We start from the raw sequence: 19055 nt of genomic DNA, 5'->3' as shown, positions 1-19055 counted from the left end.
ATGAAAAGCAGCCGCCAGGTACACCGGGCGGCTGCTTGTTGTTGGGCATGATTTCATGACGGCGAGCGCCTCGTCACCAGGCTTCGTACAGCTCCAGCGGCAGGCCGTCGGGGTCGGCGAAGAAGGTAAAACGGCGGCCGGTCAGCTCGTCCACCCGCACCGGCTCCACCTCGACGCCATGACCCTGCAGATGGGCGATGACCCGGTCGAGATCCGAGACCCGAAAGGCCAGGTGGCGCAAACCGCACGCCTCCGGCCGGGAGGGGCGCGGGGGCGGCGCCGGGAAGCTGAACAGCTCCAGCTGGCTGCCGTCCGGCAGTGCCAGATCCAGCTTCCACGACTGGCGCTCGGCCCGCAGCGTCTCGGCGATGATGGGCAGCCCCAGCACCTGGTGGTAGAAGTGGCGCGAGCGCGCATAGTCGCTGGCGATGATGGCCACGTGGTGGATGGCATCGAACAGGGGAAGGCTCATGAGCACTCCGGGCAGACGGGCAGCCAGGGCTGCCCGCCGCGGTCAGTTGAAGAAACCGTTGAACCAGTTGTCCAGCGCATTGACCGGGCTGGACACCGGAGTGGCACAGCTCATGGGCTCGGCCAGCCCGGCCAGCTTGGCCGGCACCTGCAGACTGCCGGGGCAGTCGCTGGCAACCCGGGCGCCGCTGGTGCGAGAGAAGCTGGCCCAGCTCACCCCCTGCGGCATGTTCATGGCCAGGCTGTTGACCCCGCGCTGGCTCATGTAGCCACTGAACAGCTGCAGGGCACCGCTGGCGCCTGTCAGGCCGGCCGGGGTGTTGTCGTCGCGACCGACCCAGATGCTGACCAGCTCGTTGTTGTCGAGCCCGGTAAACCAGGAGTCGCGCAGCTCGTTGGTAGTGCCCGTCTTGGCCGCCATGGTGGCGCCAGGGAACTTGGCACCGAGCGCCCGCGCCGTGCCCTGGCTTACCGTCTTGGTCATGGCGAACAGGGTCAGCCAGCTGGCCTGCTCGTCGGTCACCCGCTTGGCCGCTTCGTCATGCTGATAGAGCTTGCTGCCGTCGCTGTTGACCACAGCCCGGATCGCCGACAGCGGCTGGGTCAACCCCTGGTTGGCGATGGGCAGGTACATCTGGTTCACCTCCATCGGCGAGAGGGCCACCGCCCCCAGCACCAGGGACGGATAGGGCTGGATCTCCTGCTCCACCCCCAGCTTGTGCAGGGTGTCCACCACCTTGTCCAGCCCCACCTGCAGCCCCAGGTTGACGGTCGGCACATTGAGGGAGCTGGCCAGTGCATCCATCAGCGGCACGCTCTGACGGAACTTGCGGTCGTAGTTTTGCGGGGTCCAGATCTGGCCATCCTTGCCGCGAATGCGGATCGGCTGATCTTTAAGCGGCGTGCCCAGAGTCAGGCCGTTGGAGAGGCCGGTCAGGTAGACCGCCGGCTTGACCAGGGAGCCTATCTGGCGGCGGGCATCCAGCGCCCGGTTGAAACCGGCGTAGCGCGGATCCCGGCCACCCACCATGGCCACCACCTCGCCCTTGTGCCAGTCGGAGACCACCATGGCCGCCTCCAGCTTCTTCTTGCCACGCTGCTTCTCGATGGTGGCCAGACCCGACTCAACTGCCTGCTCGGCGGCGTGCTGGGCGATGGGATCCAGACTGGTGAAGATCTTGAGGCCGGACTGTTTGAGCAGATCAGGGCCGAAGCGGCTCTGGATCTCCCGCTTGAGCAGCCCCATGAAGGCCGGGGTACGGCCATAACTCATCTGGCCGCGGGTAATGATGCCGAGCGGCTGCTTGCTGGCCAGGGTGTATTCAGCCTGGGTCAGACTACCGTGATCCATCAGCAGCTTGAGCACCAGATCACGGCGCGCCTTGGCCCGCTCCGGGAAGCGCCAGGGATCGTAATAGGAGGGGCCCTTCACCATGCCTACCAGCAGGGCCACCTGATCGATGTCCAGCTCGTTGACCGGAATACCGAAGTAGAAGTAGGAGGCAAGCCCGAAGCCATAGACCCCCTGGGAGAAGTTCTGCCCCAGATAGACCTCGTTGAGGTAGGCTTCCAGGATCTCGTCCTTGCTGTAGCGATAGTCGATGAGCACCGCCATGTAGGCTTCCTGCGCCTTGCGCCACAGGCTGCGTTCCCGGGTCAGGAAGAAGTTCTTGGCCAGCTGCTGGGTCAGGGTACTGCCGCCCTGCACGGTGCGCCCCGCCAGCAGGTTGGCCGCCATGGCGCGCATGATGGCCACCGGCGAGACGCCGCCGTGCTGGTAGAAGTCCCGATCCTCGGTGGTGAGCAAGGTCACCAGCAGGCTGTCCGGCACCTCGGCGAGGCGCACCAGCAGGCGATCCTCCCGATCCTCGGTGTTGAGGCGATCGAGCAGCACCGGGTCCATCTGGGCGTAACCGAGCTGACGCTGGTTCTCCAGCGACTGGATCCCCTCCAGCCGCGCACCGTTGAAGGTGAGGCGCAGGCCGCGGGCGGCATCGGCCCCGTCATGGAAGGCAAACGGCCGGCGAACAAGCTCGATGCGGTTGCCGCTCACCGCATACTCGCCCGGGGAGTGGGGCTGGCGCACCTGCTTGTAGCTCAGCATGTTGAGCTCGCGCAGCATCTGGGTCTGGGAGAGACGCTGGCTGGGATAGAGCTCCAGCGGCCGGCTGTAGACCATCACTGGCAACTGCCACTTCTCGCCGTCGAAACGTTCACGCACCTTGGTATCCAGGTAGATGCCAAACACCACCATGAAGGCCGCTCCCACCAGGGAGAGCTTGAAGCCCAGCCAGAACAGCGTGCGCCAGATGGTGCGTTTGGGCGCCGCCTTCTTGGGAGTGCGCTTGCGTCGTTGCGTTGCCATAAATCCTCTTTGCTTCTCTTTCTACTTATGTTGTCGCATTCGCGAACGTCCGATCGGGCCTGACCAATCGAACCGGGATCCTGAGTTTCATTTCGCCAGACACTCGCCAGACCAATGGCTGCCCCCGCATTCCCAACCCTTCTCCCATCTCGTTGAAAAAAGCAGAGGAAAAGGGCGCAAACACCCAGCTCGATCGGTTCCCTCTCTCTGGGAGCGAGTCAGGGTGAGGGGCATCTGCTGGCGTTGGGCTTCGCCATGCCCGGCCGCAATCTACAACCCCATCTTCTTCTTGGTGACTCTGGTCGGCATCGCCTCCAGCGGGTTGTCCGGCCAGTAGTGGCGGGGATAGCGTCCCTTCATCTCTTTTTTCACCAGCTCGTAGGAGCCAGCCCAGAAGGCGGCCAGATCGGCGGTGATCTGCAGCGGCCGCTGGGCCGGAGAGAGCAGCTCCACCACCAGCGCCACCCGGCCGTCAGCCACGCACGGGGTCGCAGCTTGGCCGAACATCTCCTGGATGCGCACCGGGATCACCGGCGCCTGACCCGGCTGATAGCGGATCCGCACCCGGCTGCCGGTCGGCGCGGTGAAGTGGCCGGGCAGCGCCTCGTCCAGCCGTCTTGGCAATGGCCAGGGCAGAGACTGGCGCAGGATGTCGGCTAGGTCGAGCTTTTTCAACTGCTCCAGCCGGGTCATGCCACTCACCGCCGGCAGCAGCCACTGTTCGAGCGTGGCAAGCAGGCTCGCCTCGTCCATGGCTGGCCACCCTTCGTCGGGCAACCAGTCGCGGGCGCAGCGCAATCGGGCCAGCAGCCCCTCGCTGGCGTCATCCCAAGGCAGCACATGCAGCCCCTTGCGCCGGATCCCCTGCAGCAGGCAGCGCCCCTTCTGTTCATCGGAGAGATCCGTCAGCGGCCGCTGGCTCAGCACCAGCTCGCCGAGCACCTGCTGGCGTTCGGCCCGCACCCGCTCCTCGCGCTCGTCCCAGTCGAACCACTGGCGCTCGCCGACCAGCTCGGGCAGCTGGCGCACCAGCTCATCCAGCTCCACCGGCTCGGCGATGAAGATGCGGCTGCCGCGCTCGTTCTGGCCCATTTCGATGGCAATGAGCGCCCCCTGCCCCTGACAGGGGTGACCTTCTACCAGATCGCAGCTCACCCCGCCACTGAGCTGATAGCGGCTGCCGCTGCGCAGCTTGCCGATGCGATCGGGCCAAGCGAGGGCACACAACAGCCCCAGCCATTGCCCCTGGGCACTGGCGGGGCGAGTGCCGAGCCGCTCGAACCAGCGGGCCGCACTCTGGCGCAGGGCCCCCTGGCGGCGGTGGAACAGCACAGAGAGGCGCTCCGATCCTCGCAGATCTTCTTCCAGCAGCGCCACCAGGAAAGCCGCATCGGCGACAATCCCTGTCAGACCCTCGGCCTCCAGCTCGCGGGCACGCAGCAGCATGCGGGCAAGCCGGGGATGGGTACCGAAGGCCGCCATGGCGCGGCCGGCCGGGGTAAGTTGTTGCTCACCCTCCGGCTTCATGGCGCCGAGGCTCACCAGCAGTCGCTGGGCGCTGGCCACGGCGGCGGCCGGCGGCATGTCCAGCAGCGGCAGATCTTCGACCTTGGCCCCCCACTGGGCGGCGTCCAGCAGCAGGCCGGTCAGCTCCTGGGTGAGGATGTCGGGCGGGCTCTGCTCGGCGAGGCGCTCCTGCACCTCGCTGCTCCAGAGCCGGTAGCAGACACCGGGGCCGAGACGCCCGGCACGACCCGCCCGCTGGGTGGCGGAGGCTTTGGCGATGGGGCGGGTCTCCAGCCGGGTGACGCCGCTCTTGATGTCGAAGGAGGCGCGCCGCTCCAGCCCGCTGTCGACCACCACCGAGATCCCCTCGATGGTGAGGGAGGTCTCCGCCACATTGGTGGTGAGCACCAGCTTACGACGCCCAGCAGGCGCCGGCTCGATGGCCGCCTGCTGGGCCGCCATGTCGAGGCGGCCGTAGAGGGGGGCGAGGGTCACCTCGTCCGGCAGCCGTCCTTCCAGCCACTGCGCCAGCCGCTCGATCTCTCCCTGGCCCGGCAGGAACACCAGCAGGCTGCCGGGGTGGGCGGCCAGAGCCTCCAGCACCACGGCGCCGACCTGGGGCTCCAGCCACTGCTGGCGATTGGCGGGGCGGTAGTGGTAGTCGATGGGAAAGCCGCGCCCCTCGGAGCGCACCACCGGGGCCTCCGGCAGCAGCGCCTCGAGCGCCATACCGTCCAGGGTGGCAGACATCACCAAGAGCTTGAGGTCATCGCGCAGCCCCTGCTGGCTCTCGATGGCGAAGGCCAGCGCGGTATCGGCGTGCAGGCTGCGCTCGTGGAACTCATCGAAGATGACCAGGGAGACGCCGGTGAGCTCGGGATCCTGCTGCAACATCCGGGTCAGCACCCCCTCGGTAACGATCTCGAGCCGGGTCTGGCTGCTGGTGCGGCTCTCGCCGCGTACCCGCAGGCCAATGCGTTCGCCCACCCTCTCCCCGAGCTGGCGCGCCAGAAAGCCCGCGATATTGCGCGCCGCCAGACGTCTGGGTTCCAGCATGATGATGCGACCGGGCAGCCGGTTCTGGCGCACCAGCTCCAGCGGCAGCAGGGTCGATTTGCCCGCGCCGGGGGGCGCCTGCAGGATCACGCTGGCATGGTTGTCGATGGCGGCAAAGAGTGCGGGCAGCACCGACACTATGGGGAGAGAAGACAAAGGGATCAGCACCTTCTTGTTGCAAGCCGTAAAACGGCGCCTATTCTGCCACAGCCTGCCCGGCCACCGTGAGTGGATGTCGGCCGGCGAGACAGGAGCGGACGGCTGCCATAGAATGGGCCACCCGTCCGCATCAAAGAGGCACCCTCACCCGAATGGCCAAACTCTTCTTTGCCCTGCCCGCCGAGGCGCTGGCCGCCGATATCGTCGCCTGGCGCGATCAACTGCCCTGGCCGGGCCAGCCGGTCCCCGCCGCCAACCTCCACCTGACACTGGCCTTCCTCGGCGAAGCGGACGAGGCCACCACCGCTCAGCTGATGGCTGCTGTCGAGCGTCAACACTGTCCGCCGCTCACCATAGCGCTCAATGAAACCGGCTGGTTCGGCCGTGCCAAGGCCGCCTGGATTGGCCCGAGAGAGTGGCCCAACGAGCTCACCGTGCTGGCCAGGGCGCTGCGTCGCCACGGCGAGAAGCTGGGGCTTGGCAACGGCGAGCAGGGCTATCGCCCCCACGTCACCCTGTCACGCAAGGCGAGCAAACCGCCGGCGCTGCTGCCCGCCCCCGACTTTGTGCTGCGGGCCGACCGCTTCTGCCTCTATCAATCCCTCTCGACCCTGGACGGGGTGCGCTACGAGCCCCTCGCCTGCTGGCCACTGCGGGCCAGAGAGAAGATGGCATCCTGACCGGCTGCCATGCCCAGACTCATCGATTAAGAGAGCCATACCATGATCTTCGATCCCCCCCTGCAATCCGGGCAGCTGGTCGCCCGCTACAAGCGCTTCCTGACCGACGTGCGGCTCGACAACGGCGAGGTGATCACCATCCACTGCGCCAATACCGGCGCCATGACCGGCTGCGCCGAGCCGGGTACCCGGGTCTGGTACTCCACATCAAGCAACCCCAAGCGCAAGCTGTCCCACAGCTGGGAGATCGCCGAGAGCCCGGCCGGTCACTTCATCTGCGTCAACACGGCGCGCGCCAACCAGCTGGCCCGGGAGCTGATCGAACAGGATGCCCTCGCCCCGCTGCGCGGCTATGCCCGGCTGCGCACCGAGGTGAAATACGGCGAAGAGAACAGTCGCATCGATCTGCTGCTGGAAGATGATCACCTACCTGCCTGTTATATCGAGGTGAAATCGGTGACCCTACTCGACGAGCGGAAGCAAGCCGGCATGGGCTACTTCCCCGATGCGGTGACCACCCGTGGCGCCAAGCACTTGCGTGAATTAATGGCCATGAAGGCGGCAGGGCACAGAGCCGTGCTGTTATTTATGGTTTTGCACTCCGGAATCGTGAGAATGCGCCCGGCAGCGCATATAGATCCGCACTATAGTCTGCTTATTGAGCAAGCAATTGCGGCAGGGGTTGAAATTTTATGCTATCGACCCCATGTTGGGGTGCAGAGCATGGTGGCGCAAGATTTTATCCCGTTTGAATCTTGTCACCTGCTACCCGAGGGCAACGAATAAATGTTGGAGTGGGTAACATTATTGGTACGGCTTGTTTGCCTCCAAGTTACCCTTCTGCTATAGATGTCGCCCTCAATTTATGGATGGCACGGGTAGCGTGCTGAATTAGGAGACAGGGCATGCCAACAGGCGAAAACAGGAAATCTCTGGGCCCCCTGGCCATTGCGGGTGTGGCGCCTTACCAGGAAAAACCGGGTGAGGAGTACATGAATGACCAACAAAAGGCACATTTTCGCAAGATCCTGGGAGCCTGGCGCAACCAACTGATGCAGGAAGTTGACCGCACCGTTGACCACATGAAGGATGAGGCTGCCAACTTTCCGGATCCAGTGGATCGCGCCGCGCAGGAAGAAGAGTTCGCGCTGGAACTGCGTACCCGCGACCGCGAGCGCAAGCTGATCAAGAAGATCGAGAAGACCTTGCTGCTGCTCGAAGACGACGACTTCGGTTACTGCGAACACTGCGGCATCGAGATCGGCATCCGCCGTCTGGAAGCCCGTCCGACCGCCGACCTCTGCGTTGACTGCAAGACACTGGCCGAGATCAAGGAAAAACAGATGGCCGGTTGATACCGACCTCTGGCATGACACAAAAAAGGGAGCTCGCGGGCTCCCTTTTTTATTGAGCTTTTGGCCGGGTCGTCCCAGAATGCTGCCTCAATGCCTTTTTTATCCGAATGACCATGTCCGTGAATGCCACCCCGTCATCCCCCCCCCTCCCTTATATAGGCCGCTTTGCCCCCTCCCCTTCGGGTCCGCTCCACTTCGGCTCCCTGATTGCGGCGCTCGGCAGCTTTTTGCAGGCCAGGGCACAACAGGGGCGCTGGCTGGTGCGCATCGAAGATATCGATCCGCCGCGGGAGATGGCAGGGGCCGCCGACCTTATCCTCAAGACCCTTGAGGCCCATGGCCTACAGTGGGATGGCGAGGTGATGTACCAGAGCCGGCGTCACGCCCGCTACGACGAGATCATCGAGCAGCTCTACCGGGCCGGCGATCTCTACTGGTGCCGCTGTACCCGGCGCGAAATCATGGCGAGCGGCGGCTTTTACAACGGCCACTGCCGCACCCTCGGACTGAGCGCAGAGGGCTGCGCCGCCCGCCTGCGCCAGCATCACCCGGTCTACGATTTCGAGGATAGCCTGCAGGGTCATATCGCGGTGCCGGCGGCGCTGGCCGAGGAGGATTTCATCGTGCGCCGGCGCGATGGCCTCTATGCCTACAACCTGGCGGTGGTGGTGGACGATATGGACTGCGGCATCACCGAGATAGTGCGCGGCGCCGACCTGCTGGAGCCGACTGTGCGCCAGATTGCCCTCTACCAGACCCTGGGAGCACCGGTGCCCGCCTGGGTGCATCTGCCGCTGGCGGTGCAGGCCGACGGCAACAAGCTCTCCAAGCAAAATCACGCACCCGCGCTGGCACAGGACGAGGTGCGCCCAGCCCTGTGGCAGGCGCTGCACTTTCTCGGCCAGTGCCCGCCCCCCGAGCTGATGGCGAGCCGGGTGGACGAGATCATCGACTGGGGCATAAGCCACTGGCAACTGGCCAAGGTGCCCGCCAGCGAGAAGATCCCGCTGGCTGACGGCTGAGCCGAACCGGCCGTGTTTGTCTGATTGGACGTGAATCGCCCGAGGTTGGTCGTGATTTTACCGGGACAATCAGTTTCAAACGGGATCAATTGCCAGCACGGTTTTTCATTTGGTTAGACGTGAGCTATTGAATAGACCGCTATTTTTTGCGGCAATCCTGATTCAAACGGGATCAATTGCCAGCACGGTTTTTCATTTGGTTAGGCGTGAGCTATTGAATAGACCGCTATTTTTTGCGGCAACACTGATTCAAACGAGATCAATTGCCAGCACGGTTTTTCATTTGGTGAGGCGTGAGCTATGATAGGCCGCTATTTTTTTGGCCTCCCGTCAATTTGAAGTCATAACGAGGTGTACCATTTTTTCCCAGATCGCAAACTTTTGCCGCAAGGTGCTCGGCAAGGAAGACGGCGAGCAGTCGGTGGAGTCCCCCATTCCGGCCCGTGTCGCCGGGCAACGTCGTACCTTAAGCCGTGACCAGCACCCGATTTCGCGCAAAGAGATCAGCGAGAATGCACTCAAGGTGCTCTATCGCCTGAACAAGGGTGGCTACGAAGCCTACCTGGTCGGCGGCGGGGTACGGGATCTGCTGCTCGGGAAGACGCCCAAGGATTTCGACATCGCCACCGATGCGACGCCGGAGCAGATCAAGTCACTGTTCAGCAACTGCCGCCTGATCGGCCGCCGTTTCCGGCTGGCCCACATCGTCTTTGGTCGTGACGTGATCGAAGTGGCCACCTTCCGCGGTCACCACCATCAGGTCAATACCAGCAAACATGTGTCGGCCCAGTCCGATGAAGGGATGCTGCTGCGCGACAACGTCTACGGCACCATCGAAGAGGATGCCGAGCGCCGCGACTTTACCGTCAACGCCCTCTACTACAGCGCCAAGGATTTCACCCTGCACGATTTCGAGGGCGGGCTGGAAGACCTGGCCGAGCGCAAGCTGGAACTCATCGGCGACCCCGAGACCCGCTACCGGGAAGATCCGGTGCGGATGCTGCGCGCCGTGCGCTTCGCCGCCAAGCTGGACATGACCATCAGCCCGCGCACCGCCGCCCCCATCAAGGAGCTGGCACCGCTGCTGCAGGATATTCCGGCGGCCCGCCTGTTTGAGGAGACCCTCAAGCTGTTCCTGGCCGGCGATGCCCTGACCACTTACAAGCTGCTGCGCGAGTACGGTCTGTTCCAGCAGCTGTTCCCGCAGGTAGCCGCGCTGTTCACTCCGCACGGCAACTCGCCCTACGAGCAGTTCATCGAGCAGGCGCTGATCGATACCGACACTCGCGTTCGTGAAGAGAAGCGCGTCACCCCCGCCTTCCTCTACGCCACCCTGTTGTGGGGCTGCGTCGAGGCCCGTGGCCGGGTGCTGGAGAACGAGAGCGGCCTGCCCTGGTACGACGCCTTCATGCTGGCGATCAACGAGGTGCTGGACAACCAGGTGCGGATCATCGCCGTCCCGCGCCGTTTCACCACAGATGTGCGCGACATCTGGGCCCTGCAGCAGCGGCTGACCCGCCGTCAGGGCCGCCACCCCGAGCGTGCCATGGAGCACCCCAAGTTCCGCGCGGCGTTCGACTTCCTGCTGCTGCGCAACCGGGTCGAACGCGGCCTCGGCGAGCTGGCCAGCTGGTGGGAACGCTACGTGGAGTCCAACCCGGACGTGCGCCCGCAATTGCAACGGGAGGCGACTCGCCGCCCGGCCAGCGGTGAGCGCGGTGCGGCCCGCAGCAACGATGGCGAGAAACGCAGCAGCAACAGCCGCAACCGTCGTCGCCCCCGTCGTCGCAAACCGAAAGCGGCAGAGTGATAACAGACGTGATGACCGAGGTCTTCGTCGCCATCGGCTCCAACCTGGCCGACCCCGTCGGCCAGGCTCGCCGCGCCATCGCCGCGCTGGCGACCTTGCCGGATTCCGTGCTGGTGCAGGCCTCGTCGCTTTACAGCAGCCGCCCCATGGGGCCTGCTGATCAACCGGACTACGTCAATGCCGTGGCCCGGCTCAACACCCGGCTGGCGCCGCTGGCGCTGCTGGATCAACTGCAAAAAATCGAGCTGGAACAAGGACGTGTGCGCAAGGATGAGCGGTGGGGGCCGAGAACCCTGGATCTCGATCTGCTGCTCTATGGCGATCAGGTGATCAACACTGAGCGCCTCATCGTTCCCCATTACGGCATGCAGGAGCGGGAGTTCGTGCTGCTGCCCCTGGCCGAAATCGCGCCCGCTCTGGTGCTGCCCTGCGGCACGCCGCTCGCACAACTGGTTGCCCGCTGCCCGCGCAATGGTCTTGCCATCATTGCGCCGAGTGCAGACGAACAGGAGCCTCTATGAGCAAGATCACCACTACCAACCTGCTGAAGATGAAGCAGGAAGGCCAACGAATCACCGCCATCACCGCCTATGATGCCACCTTTGCCAAGCTGTTCGACGACGAGGGCGCCCACGTGCTGCTCATCGGCGATTCGCTGGGCATGGTGCTGCAGGGTGGCCAGGACACCCTGGCGGTCAATATGGACGAGATGGTCTATCACACCCGTTGCGTGGTGCGCGGCACGACCAATGCCCTGGTGGTGAGCGATATGCCGTTCATGAGCTATGCCACCCCCGAGCAGACCTATCAGAACGCCGCCCGGCTGATGGCAGCCGGCGCCCGCATGGTGAAGATGGAAGGGGGCGACTGGCTGTGCGACTCCATCCGCCATCTGACCCGCAACGGCGTGCCGGTGTGCGGCCACCTCGGCCTCACCCCGCAATCCGTCCACGTGTTTGGCGGCTTCAAGGTGCAGGGGCGCGACGAGTTCCAGGCCCAGGAGATCTACCGTCAGGCCCTCGAGCTGCAGGCCGCCGGCATCCAGCTGCTGGTGCTCGAGTGCGTGCCCACTTCGCTGGCCGAGCGCATCAGCAAGGCGCTGCGCATTCCGGTGATCGGCATAGGTGCCGGCCCGGCCACCGACGGCCAGATCCTGGTGATGCACGACGCCTTCGGCATCACCTCCGGCTATGTGCCCAAGTTCACCAAGAACTTCCTGGCCGAGACCGGCGACATGCGCGCCGCCATCCGGCTCTATGTGAAACAGGTGAGCGAAGGGACCTTCCCGGGCCCGGAGCACTGCTTCAACTGATGTGATGCCGTGACGAGAGCGGGGGCCTGCGCCCCCGTTTCTCCCTCCGGGGCAGAGTGAGCCCCCTCTTTTGATGATTCATCCCAAGGTAACCGCCGATGATGATGCCGCGCGTTGACACTTCGCGCTTATCCGCACGGGCTCCTGCCCGCCTCTCTTTGATCTTTTCGAAGGTGAACAGTTGATGTTGGTCGTTAACAATCCCGCCGCTCTGCGTGAACAGATCGGCCAATGGCGCCGTGAAGGGCGCGCCATCGCATTCGTGCCCACCATGGGCAACCTGCACCAGGGCCACCTTACCCTGGTGAAGGAGGCGCACAGCCACGCCGAGAAGGTGGTGGTCAGCATCTTCGTCAACCCGATGCAGTTCGACAAGGCCGAGGATCTCGCCAACTACCCGCGCACCCTGGAGCAGGATTGCGCTGCGCTGGAGGCGGCCGGTGTCGATATGGTGTTCACGCCGACCCCGGAGATCATGTATCCGCAGGGGCTGGCCAGCCAGACCTTCGTCGAGGTACCGGGCCTCTCCACGCTGCTGGAAGGGGCGCTGCGTCCGGGTCACTTCCGCGGCGTCAGCACCGTGGTCACCAAGCTGTTCAATCTGGTGCAGCCTGACGTGGCCTGCTTCGGCCAGAAGGATTACCAGCAGCTGGCGCTCATTCGCAAGATGGTGGCCGACATGGCAATGCCCATCGAGATCGTCGGCGTGCCCACGGTGCGGGCCGAAGACGGGCTGGCACTCTCCTCGCGCAACGGCTACCTGACCGCCGCCGAACGGGCCCTGGCCCCTGAGCTGGCGCGCACCATGAACTGGATCGCCGAGCAGATTGAAGCGGGTGACCATCACCTGCCCTCCCTGGTGGCCCAGGCCAGCCAGCGCCTCGACAAGGCCGGTTTTCGGACCGACGCCATCGACATCATCGATGCCGCCACCCTGGAAGCGGCCACCGACGAGAGCGAGCAGCTGGTGATCCTGATGGCGGCGTATCTCGGCAAGGCCCGCCTCATCGACAACCGGGTGGTGACGCTGGCCCGCCCCTGAGCAGCTGCACCACTGACAACAAAGCCCGCATGCGCGGGCTTTGTTGTATCTGGGCGTTTCCGGCCTACTCGGCGCTGACCGGGTAACCCGCCCCTTTCCAGGCGAAGATGCCGCCCGGCACCCGATAGACCTGCTGATAGCCCTGGGTGACCGCCCAGGCTGCCCCGTTGTGGCTGCGGCCACACTTGACGAAGCCGCAGTAGAACACCACGGGCCGGGTCTTGTCGTCTCCCAGCAGGGCCAGCAGCGGCTCGGGCGTACCGCTCCCCTCGACGATCTGGCTCCAGTCATCACCTGATTTGGCCTCCTTCACGAAGGCAAAATTCCTGGCCCCCGGAATGTGCTCCTTCTTGTAGGAGTCCTCGAACGGCATGGTGTCGATGATCACCAGCGCCTCGCCTTTATCCATCCGGGTTTTCAGCTCGGCCACTGTCAGCAGCTGATAGCCACCCTGTTGGGTCTCCTGGGAGAGCTGTACCGCCGCCTGCTCCAGCTTGGTCTCCTGCTCGAACTGGTTGTCGCCACAGCCACCGAGGGCAAAGCTGGCCGCAATCAGCGAGGCCATCAGGGTGCGGGATTGCAATCTCATCATGTCACTGCTCCTTTGAAACGGTAAAAACGGGGCGGGAGTGACGCAGCAAGGCGCCCGCAAGCGTCAACAGCAGCAGATCCCGCAAGAGGGCCTGTGGCAGCGAGCCGAGATCAGCCCTGCCAAGACAGCCGCAAGAGATGTCGAGCCCGATGGCGATGCCATAGCCCAACACCGGAATAAACAGGGCGAGCAGCCCGATCACCAGCCACAGTCCCCAGCGCCGGTTGGCGATGACCGCCACGCCTGCGCAGAGCTCCAGCCCGATAAGCCCCCAGACGGCAAGGGGAATGAACGGCGACCAGAGCAGGCCGAAGGCACCGATCTGCGCGGTGAACAGGTCCGGTGCCGCCAGCTTGAACCCGGCGGAGACGACGAAGAATCCCCCCAGCGCCAACCTGGCCAGCCCCCACAGACAAACGGCCACAGACCACCTCTTTATGGATAGGCGCATATTCTATCAACCACAGATGGGGTCGCAATGACCTGGCTCAGGAACTACGACAAATCCGATTGTTGCTGACTTCGAACCGGTAAGGCAGTGGTTACACCCGTATGCTGCCAGCTTGCCTGGCTGCTGGTTCATCCTCCTGAGACTGCCCCCGATCGTACTGGTGGGCCAGCAGCTCGGCAGCAAGCTCAACGGCACGCTCCAGCAATATCAGCAGGCGCTCCAAAGTCAGGTGATCGAGCCACTCGCGGGTCCATATAAGGGTTTCACCCTGTTTGGTCTGGTCCAGTAGAAAAGCCGGTTCGTCACCAAGATGATTGAGCAGGGGAGCATTGGGCATGGCGTGGCCCGGCAACAACAGATAGATCACCAAGTGTCCCTCATCCTCTGCCAGCGTCAATACCAACTCTTCGTTGATGGCGAGGGTGGTGACGGACTGGCCGCTGGCAGGCAAGGGCAAACCCAGTTCGGTAAAGAGGGCGGAGATGAGAGCGTGATACATGAATGAATCTCAGATTAGGGGAGAGAAGGACACCCTATGTGGTCGGCCAGTTGCTGCTTATCACCTAAGGCCAGCTTTTTTTAGGTTAGTGTCGGCTGAGGGGCAAGATATGCCGGAATTGTGAGCTGGCAGGCATCTTTAAAGGGGCTGTCCGAATCCTAAAAAAGGGGGGCCGAGAGTGACAGGGGAGAATGTCGGGCAGGCGTAGGCTGAAGATATCCCCCTTTCCAAGTCAGGATCACTGCCATGCCCGAGATGAGAATTGCACCACAGGATTTGAATGCTGCTCGCACTCTGCCCAACGGGGACGAACCAGCCCAGCCGGCAACGGCACACCTTGGCAACGTACGATTGCGACTGCTGGATGCCGGCAACCGTGAGTTCGAACGTGGTATCCGTCGCGGGATCGGCCACATGCAGAGCAATGAACTCAAAGCGGTCAAACAAGCCGTACGCCAGTACCAGAATGGAAAGACACCTTCGTTGGCCGGGCTGACCAAGATCGAGCAGGCGCTACAGTTCTGGATCGATTCAGGCAAAAACCGCTCCCGCCAGCAGGATCCCGTGCTGAAACAACTGGTGGCCGACATTGCCGCCCGTCGGCAGGCGTTGGGACAAACAGGAAACGCCCCTGCGTTCCAACTGTCCTGGCTCTGTAACGCACAGGGATTGGTCAATCAACCCATTGAAAGCAACCAGAAGATCCGCCAGTGGTGCAGTGAACTCGCCGGCCTGCAAAAGGAGGGGGCACACGATCTGTTCCATCACGAGCTGCAAAGGGGGCTCGACCTGATGTACGGAGTGAGCGAGACCATGACGGCACGGCGGCTGGAGCGGGCTCCCACTCGGGAAGAGGTCGTCGACAGCCATGAGTGGAAGTGCTTCTGCGGCCTCTTGCGGGAGCGCTTCCCTGACGAGCTGACGCTCAAGCCGCAGGCCACCGCCGAGGAAAATGGTCGCGATATCCTGCTGACTCACAGCCAGTTGCTGGAGCTGACCCACCTCAAGGAGGTGTTGGCCCTCAGTATGGAGCAGAAAGTGAGTCAACAGGGAGAGATAGGCCTGCTTCGAACCGAGCTGCTGACGGCATTGGTCGATGGCCTGGATGAGCCCTGGCTTGAACGCGAGGCTCAGGATAAAGCACTCTGGCAGAGAGAGGGTAAGTCAGAAAAGCACTACCAGACCGGTGGGCGAGCCGAGATCAAGAGCCCGCTAGAGACTGCTGGCAAGGAGCTTAAACCGGGCGAGCCAATAAGCCAGAAAGCCTTCAGCGGGCTTGGTCTGGTAAGCGCCAGTGCACTGGTCGAAGCCTTCGCCAAAATCGAGATCGGCAAGTGGGAAGGTAGCCGTGATACCCCTGTGGGCGAATTTAGCGGCAAGGTAGCACTGACCCAGGAGAACAAGGCGAGTGCTAAGGCCGAGCTGGTGGTGGGCAAGGCGGAAGGTTCGTTGGCATTCAACCCAGCCACCCGCATCCTGAGTGAAACCGACGGTGATCGCTACAAGCCTGGCCCTCATGATGTGAACCTGCTACGCATCGGCGCCAGTGCCGAGCTGGTAAGCAAGCTGGGTCTCTCGGCCGAAGCCAGCTGGACAGTGGGCAATCTGCTCAACCTCAAGTTGGCAGGTACTGCCGAGGCTGGGATCAATGCCAAGCTGGAGGCGGGAGCGGCGGCAATTATGACGCCGGCGGGCCCGATCCTGAGCGCCACAGCCAATGCTTCGGCTTTTGCCGGCCTCAAGGCGGAAGGCAGTGCCCAGCTCAATCTGCTCAAGAGCCAGTATGCTGATGCCTATAGTCTCTCGGCCAAGGTGCGAGCATCAGCCAATGTTGGCGTCGGGGCATCGGCCGGAGCTACCGCGGCAATCGGACCTCAGGGGGCTAAACTCCATACCTCCCTCGGCGTGACGCTGGGGATAGGATCTGATGTGGGCTGGGAAGGCAGCGTCAACGCCATGGCGACCAAAGCCTATGCACTGGAGCTGGCGGCCCGCGCGGTGAATGCCTTTGATCAGCGCAAAGGGGAGATGCTTGAGGGGCTGGCGATGGCTTCCGGCAACGACCACCGCCTCTTCGAGCTGGCTCAGCGAGTCGAAAGCCGGATCGATACACTCACGTCACAGCTTGACGAGTTGCAACTGGCAACCAGTGCAAACCGGATCAGGATGCAGGAGAGCCTTATCGATCCCGATATCGCCGCAGGCCGCAGCGCCATGGCCCAGGCCATCGATGACACCTTCGGGCTTGAGCTGGTCGATGAGCATGGGATCGTCACCGTGCCGGAGCGGGCAATTGAGCGCAATGAGAAACTTGAGCTCACCGCCCGGTTGCTCAAGGAGCATGCCATCAAGGTATAACGGTCCGCTAATGACAATGAACAAGAGGGGTTACCGCACGGGAGCCCCTCTGCTCTTCAGGTGATGGGATAGCGGGCCAGTTCGCAATACTCACCGTCTTCGTCACAGCGAAAAACGGCGGCGGTTTCACCACTCTGGCACCACTGCTGCCACTCCTCGGGCGGGCAGTGCAGGCGGATGGCGAGGCCGCAGCCGGCGCTGAGCCGACGCGGTACGTCGCAGACCCGAAAGGCGTGGGGCTGCTGCTCCAGCCGCTTGCGCAGCCTGACCGTGCCGAGGGTGGAGTGGAACAGGTAGAGGAACTCTGCGTTCATGACTTGCCTCCCGTGCGGGCACGCGCACCGAACAGGGCCGCCCCCAGCGCACCGGCAAACTGGGCGTCCGGGTGGGTGGCCACGTCGCAGCCCAATCCTTGCGCCAGATAGTGGCGGAAGGTGGCGCAGTGGCTGACGCCGCCAGTGAAGAGCACTGTGGGTCTGGCACCAAGGCGGCCGATGAAGTTGGCACTGCGCCGGGCCATGGCGCGGACGATGCCGGCCAGGATCGACTCGGCGGGAATGCCCGCCGAACGCAGGCTGATCGCCTCCGACTCGGCAAACACGGTGCACATGCTGCTGATGTCGTGGGGCTCGGCCCCTTGCAGCAGCTCGTCGAGCTGTTCGACCCGCGTCCCCAGGGTGCGGGTGATCACCTCGAGAAAGCGGCCGGTACCGGCGGCGCACTTGTCGTTCATCAGAAAGTCGGTGAGGTTGCCCTCGCCATCGAGCTGGATCACCTTGCTGTCCTGGCCGCCGATGTCGATGACGGTGTGTACCGACGGGCAGAGCAGGCGCGCCCCCAGCCCGTGGCAGGAGATCTCGGTGACCCGCCGATCGGCGAACGACGCCAGGTCGCGGCCATAACCGGTCAGGGTCAGATGGGGGCGCTCTGGCAGCCCGGCCGAGAGCGTCTCCCAGCCTTGCTCGATGGCGGCCAGCGGACGAAAGGGGGTCGGCACCAGAAAGCGGCGGACGATGCGCCCGCCATCCTTGTGGTCGAACAGGATCCCCTTGGTCGCGGTGGAGCCGGAGTCAATCCCGATGGTGAGTGACACGGCGCCTCCTCACAGCATCTCGATAAAGGCCGCCAGCCGGGTGGCCAGCTGTCCCTTGTCGGCGCCGGAGTAGTCGGTCTCCACCGCCATGTAGGGGATGCCGTGGCGATCACGCACGTGGCGCTTGATGGCGAGCGACTCCACCGCATAGGTGTGACAGGCCTGCAGGATGACGTCGATCACCCCGTCCGCCTGATACTCCTCCACCATCTGGCTCAGCAGATTCATGCGCTGGTGGTTCGGGGAGATGCAGGAGCAGCCGATGGCCAGATACTTGTCGGTCAGCGCATCGAACGGATCGCCCTCCTCGCTGACGCACTGCTCGGTCGCCTTGGCGCCGGTGCAGTTCTCGTAACCCACCACCCAGCCGCCGTGCTCCTCGATGAGGCGCACCACCTTGTCGGCGGCGCCGCCGATGGGGCAGCCGGTGATGAGGATGCGCGGGCGGGCATCGAGCCGTTTGCCGTCGGCGTACTCGGCCTTGATGCGGCGAGTCATCTCCTGCAGCTCGCTGATGAGCTGCTCCTTGTCGAAGCGGAAGGTGGCGCCATAGACCACCTTGAGGATGTCGGTGCCGCTCAGCGCCGGCGGATTGAGCTGACCCAGCCGGTAGAAGTCGGCCAGCGCGCGGCGCTCGCGGTTCTTCAGCACGATGGCCTCTCGCAGCGCCTGCTCGCCGATGGGCTGGCCAAACTGCTGCTCCAGCAACGCCTTGAAGCGGACGATTTCGCTGCGCCACAGGGTGCGGGAGGCCTCGTCATCGGCGCGGTTGGGCAGCTGCATCACGTGCACCGGTTTGAACTCGGCCATGTACTCGTACATCTTCTTCTTGCCGTCGCAGGTGGTTTCCCCCACCACCAGATCGGAGAAGTAGAAGTAGGGGCACTTGTCGGTCTTGCCGAACCCGTAGCTGCTCTTGATCAGCGGGCAGAGGTTGCGGGGCAGATCTTTCTCGGCCTCCTCGATGGTCTCGTCGCTGGTGGAGCAGAGCGAGACCACCACGGCACCGGCGGCCATCGCCACCTCTTGCGGCATGAAGGTGCAGTAGGTGCCGACCAGGGGGATCTGTCGCTCCTTGAGTGCCATCACGGCCAGAAAGCCCTGCCGGCGGGCATCTGAAAAACTGTCGAAAATGGCTGGCAACTCGGTGATCAGTGACATAGGCGATCCTGCCCTGGTGAGAAAAAGAAGAGACGGAGGGCCCATTTTGCAGACCTTCCAACCGCGGGAATTATACCTTTGGGGGTAATCTGAAAATTGCGGTGGATCACAAGGTGCCGGATA

18 protein-coding genes are annotated in these 19055 nt (G+C 63.7%); 9 read left to right on the top strand and 9 right to left on the bottom strand.

Features of this window, described 5'->3' with window-relative positions:
• Positions 1-73: 73 nt before the first annotated feature.
• The 3 genes from AB5Y98_RS08220 to hrpB all read right to left on the bottom strand — a co-directional run bounded on the left by AB5Y98_RS08220 (position 74) and on the right by hrpB (position 5554).
• A complete protein-coding gene (locus AB5Y98_RS08220; RefSeq protein WP_019839294.1) occupies positions 74-472 on the bottom strand; it encodes a VOC family protein in 399 nt (132 codons plus the stop codon).
• A 42-nt stretch (positions 473-514) separates the two neighbouring features.
• Positions 515-2836, bottom strand: a complete 2322-nt coding sequence (gene mrcB / locus AB5Y98_RS08215) for a penicillin-binding protein 1B (RefSeq protein ID WP_019839295.1) — start codon at positions 2834-2836, stop codon at positions 515-517.
• Between the two features lie 270 nt (positions 2837-3106).
• Positions 3107-5554, bottom strand: a complete 2448-nt coding sequence (gene hrpB, locus AB5Y98_RS08210; protein ID WP_368231707.1) for an ATP-dependent helicase HrpB — start codon at positions 5552-5554, stop codon at positions 3107-3109.
• 155 nt (positions 5555-5709) lie between these two features.
• Here hrpB and thpR point away from each other — a divergent pair, with 155 nt between their 5' ends.
• The 8 genes from thpR (at position 5710) to panC (ending at position 12778) form a co-directional block, all read left to right on the top strand.
• Positions 5710-6237, top strand: a complete 528-nt coding sequence (thpR, locus tag AB5Y98_RS08205) for an RNA 2',3'-cyclic phosphodiesterase (protein WP_368231706.1) — start codon at positions 5710-5712, stop codon at positions 6235-6237.
• A gap of 42 nt (positions 6238-6279) precedes the next feature.
• A complete protein-coding gene (gene sfsA / locus AB5Y98_RS08200; RefSeq protein WP_368231705.1) occupies positions 6280-7023 on the top strand; it encodes a DNA/RNA nuclease SfsA in 744 nt (247 codons plus the stop codon).
• Positions 7024-7142: 119 nt separating this feature from the next.
• Positions 7143-7592, top strand: coding sequence for an RNA polymerase-binding protein DksA (dksA, locus tag AB5Y98_RS08195; RefSeq protein ID WP_005304459.1), 450 nt, complete (start codon positions 7143-7145; stop codon positions 7590-7592).
• 113 nt (positions 7593-7705) lie between these two features.
• Positions 7706-8614, top strand: a complete 909-nt coding sequence (gene gluQRS, locus AB5Y98_RS08190) for a tRNA glutamyl-Q(34) synthetase GluQRS (protein WP_368231704.1) — start codon at positions 7706-7708, stop codon at positions 8612-8614.
• 319 nt (positions 8615-8933) lie between these two features.
• Complete coding sequence (gene pcnB / locus AB5Y98_RS08185) at positions 8934-10424, top strand: polynucleotide adenylyltransferase PcnB (protein ID WP_368231703.1); 1491 nt, start codon at positions 8934-8936, stop codon at positions 10422-10424.
• An 11-nt stretch (positions 10425-10435) separates the two neighbouring features.
• Positions 10436-10945, top strand: a complete 510-nt coding sequence (gene folK / locus AB5Y98_RS08180) for a 2-amino-4-hydroxy-6-hydroxymethyldihydropteridine diphosphokinase (RefSeq protein ID WP_017785860.1) — start codon at positions 10436-10438, stop codon at positions 10943-10945.
• The gene (gene panB, locus AB5Y98_RS08175; RefSeq protein ID WP_005304470.1) at positions 10942-11736 is read left to right on the top strand and encodes a 3-methyl-2-oxobutanoate hydroxymethyltransferase; all 795 of its coding nucleotides are present in this window, start codon (positions 10942-10944) and stop codon (positions 11734-11736) included. The genes folK and panB overlap by 4 nt, the downstream gene beginning before the upstream one ends.
• Positions 11737-11920: 184 nt before the next feature.
• The gene (gene panC, locus AB5Y98_RS08170; protein ID WP_368231702.1) at positions 11921-12778 is read left to right on the top strand and encodes a pantoate--beta-alanine ligase; all 858 of its coding nucleotides are present in this window, start codon (positions 11921-11923) and stop codon (positions 12776-12778) included.
• 64 nt (positions 12779-12842) lie between these two features.
• Here panC and AB5Y98_RS08165 read toward each other — a convergent pair whose 3' ends face one another.
• The 3 genes from AB5Y98_RS08165 to AB5Y98_RS08155 form a co-directional block, all read right to left on the bottom strand.
• Positions 12843-13370, bottom strand: a complete 528-nt coding sequence (locus AB5Y98_RS08165) for a rhodanese-like domain-containing protein (RefSeq protein WP_368231701.1) — start codon at positions 13368-13370, stop codon at positions 12843-12845.
• Between the two features lies 1 nt (position 13371).
• Positions 13372-13821, bottom strand: coding sequence for a MauE/DoxX family redox-associated membrane protein (locus AB5Y98_RS08160; protein WP_368231700.1), 450 nt, complete (start codon positions 13819-13821; stop codon positions 13372-13374).
• Between the two features lie 91 nt (positions 13822-13912).
• Complete coding sequence (locus tag AB5Y98_RS08155; RefSeq protein ID WP_054543439.1) at positions 13913-14320, bottom strand: hypothetical protein; 408 nt, start codon at positions 14318-14320, stop codon at positions 13913-13915.
• A gap of 246 nt (positions 14321-14566) precedes the next feature.
• On the opposite strand from AB5Y98_RS08155, the gene AB5Y98_RS08150 reads away from it, so the two are divergent.
• The gene (locus AB5Y98_RS08150; protein WP_368231699.1) at positions 14567-16678 is read left to right on the top strand and encodes a hypothetical protein; all 2112 of its coding nucleotides are present in this window, start codon (positions 14567-14569) and stop codon (positions 16676-16678) included.
• Between the two features lie 56 nt (positions 16679-16734).
• Here AB5Y98_RS08150 and AB5Y98_RS08145 read toward each other — a convergent pair whose 3' ends face one another.
• Genes AB5Y98_RS08145 through AB5Y98_RS08135 form a run of 3 tightly spaced genes read right to left on the bottom strand, consistent with a single transcriptional unit; the run spans position 16735 to position 18932 of the window.
• Positions 16735-16992, bottom strand: a complete 258-nt coding sequence (locus AB5Y98_RS08145; RefSeq protein ID WP_368231698.1) for a DUF3343 domain-containing protein — start codon at positions 16990-16992, stop codon at positions 16735-16737.
• Complete coding sequence (locus AB5Y98_RS08140; RefSeq protein ID WP_368231697.1) at positions 16989-17771, bottom strand: acyl-CoA dehydratase activase; 783 nt, start codon at positions 17769-17771, stop codon at positions 16989-16991. Before AB5Y98_RS08140 ends, AB5Y98_RS08145 begins: the two co-directional genes overlap by 4 nt.
• Positions 17772-17780: 9 nt before the next feature.
• Complete coding sequence (locus AB5Y98_RS08135) at positions 17781-18932, bottom strand: double-cubane-cluster-containing anaerobic reductase (protein ID WP_368231696.1); 1152 nt, start codon at positions 18930-18932, stop codon at positions 17781-17783.
• Positions 18933-19055: the final 123 nt, after the last annotated feature.

It is taken from the genome of Aeromonas sp. s3 (genome assembly GCF_040907805.1).
Lineage (GTDB): Bacteria > Pseudomonadota > Gammaproteobacteria > Enterobacterales > Aeromonadaceae > Aeromonas > Aeromonas dhakensis.
This window is presented reverse-complemented; position numbering and strand designations above follow the sequence as displayed.

Bases quoted from the DNA above. Each gene is read 5' to 3' on its own strand.
- AB5Y98_RS08220 (WP_019839294.1), bottom strand. From the start codon at position 472: ATGAGCCTTCCCCTGTTCGATGCCATCCACCACGTGGCCATCATCGCC.
- mrcB (WP_019839295.1), bottom strand. From the start codon at position 2,836: ATGGCAACGCAACGACGCAAGCGCACTCCCAAGAAGGCGGCGCCCAAA.
- thpR (WP_368231706.1), top strand. From the start codon at position 5,710: ATGGCCAAACTCTTCTTTGCCCTGCCCGCCGAGGCGCTGGCCGCCGAT.
- sfsA (WP_368231705.1), top strand. From the start codon at position 6,280: ATGATCTTCGATCCCCCCCTGCAATCCGGGCAGCTGGTCGCCCGCTAC.
- dksA (WP_005304459.1), top strand. From the start codon at position 7,143: ATGCCAACAGGCGAAAACAGGAAATCTCTGGGCCCCCTGGCCATTGCG.
- gluQRS (WP_368231704.1), top strand. From the start codon at position 7,706: ATGTCCGTGAATGCCACCCCGTCATCCCCCCCCCTCCCTTATATAGGC.
- folK (WP_017785860.1), top strand. From the start codon at position 10,436: ATGACCGAGGTCTTCGTCGCCATCGGCTCCAACCTGGCCGACCCCGTC.
- panB (WP_005304470.1), top strand. From the start codon at position 10,942: ATGAGCAAGATCACCACTACCAACCTGCTGAAGATGAAGCAGGAAGGC.
- panC (WP_368231702.1), top strand. From the start codon at position 11,921: ATGTTGGTCGTTAACAATCCCGCCGCTCTGCGTGAACAGATCGGCCAA.
- AB5Y98_RS08165 (WP_368231701.1), bottom strand. From the start codon at position 13,370: ATGATGAGATTGCAATCCCGCACCCTGATGGCCTCGCTGATTGCGGCC.
- AB5Y98_RS08160 (WP_368231700.1), bottom strand. From the start codon at position 13,821: ATGCGCCTATCCATAAAGAGGTGGTCTGTGGCCGTTTGTCTGTGGGGG.
- AB5Y98_RS08155 (WP_054543439.1), bottom strand. From the start codon at position 14,320: ATGTATCACGCTCTCATCTCCGCCCTCTTTACCGAACTGGGTTTGCCC.
- AB5Y98_RS08150 (WP_368231699.1), top strand. From the start codon at position 14,567: ATGCCCGAGATGAGAATTGCACCACAGGATTTGAATGCTGCTCGCACT.
- AB5Y98_RS08145 (WP_368231698.1), bottom strand. From the start codon at position 16,992: ATGAACGCAGAGTTCCTCTACCTGTTCCACTCCACCCTCGGCACGGTC.
- AB5Y98_RS08135 (WP_368231696.1), bottom strand. From the start codon at position 18,932: ATGTCACTGATCACCGAGTTGCCAGCCATTTTCGACAGTTTTTCAGAT.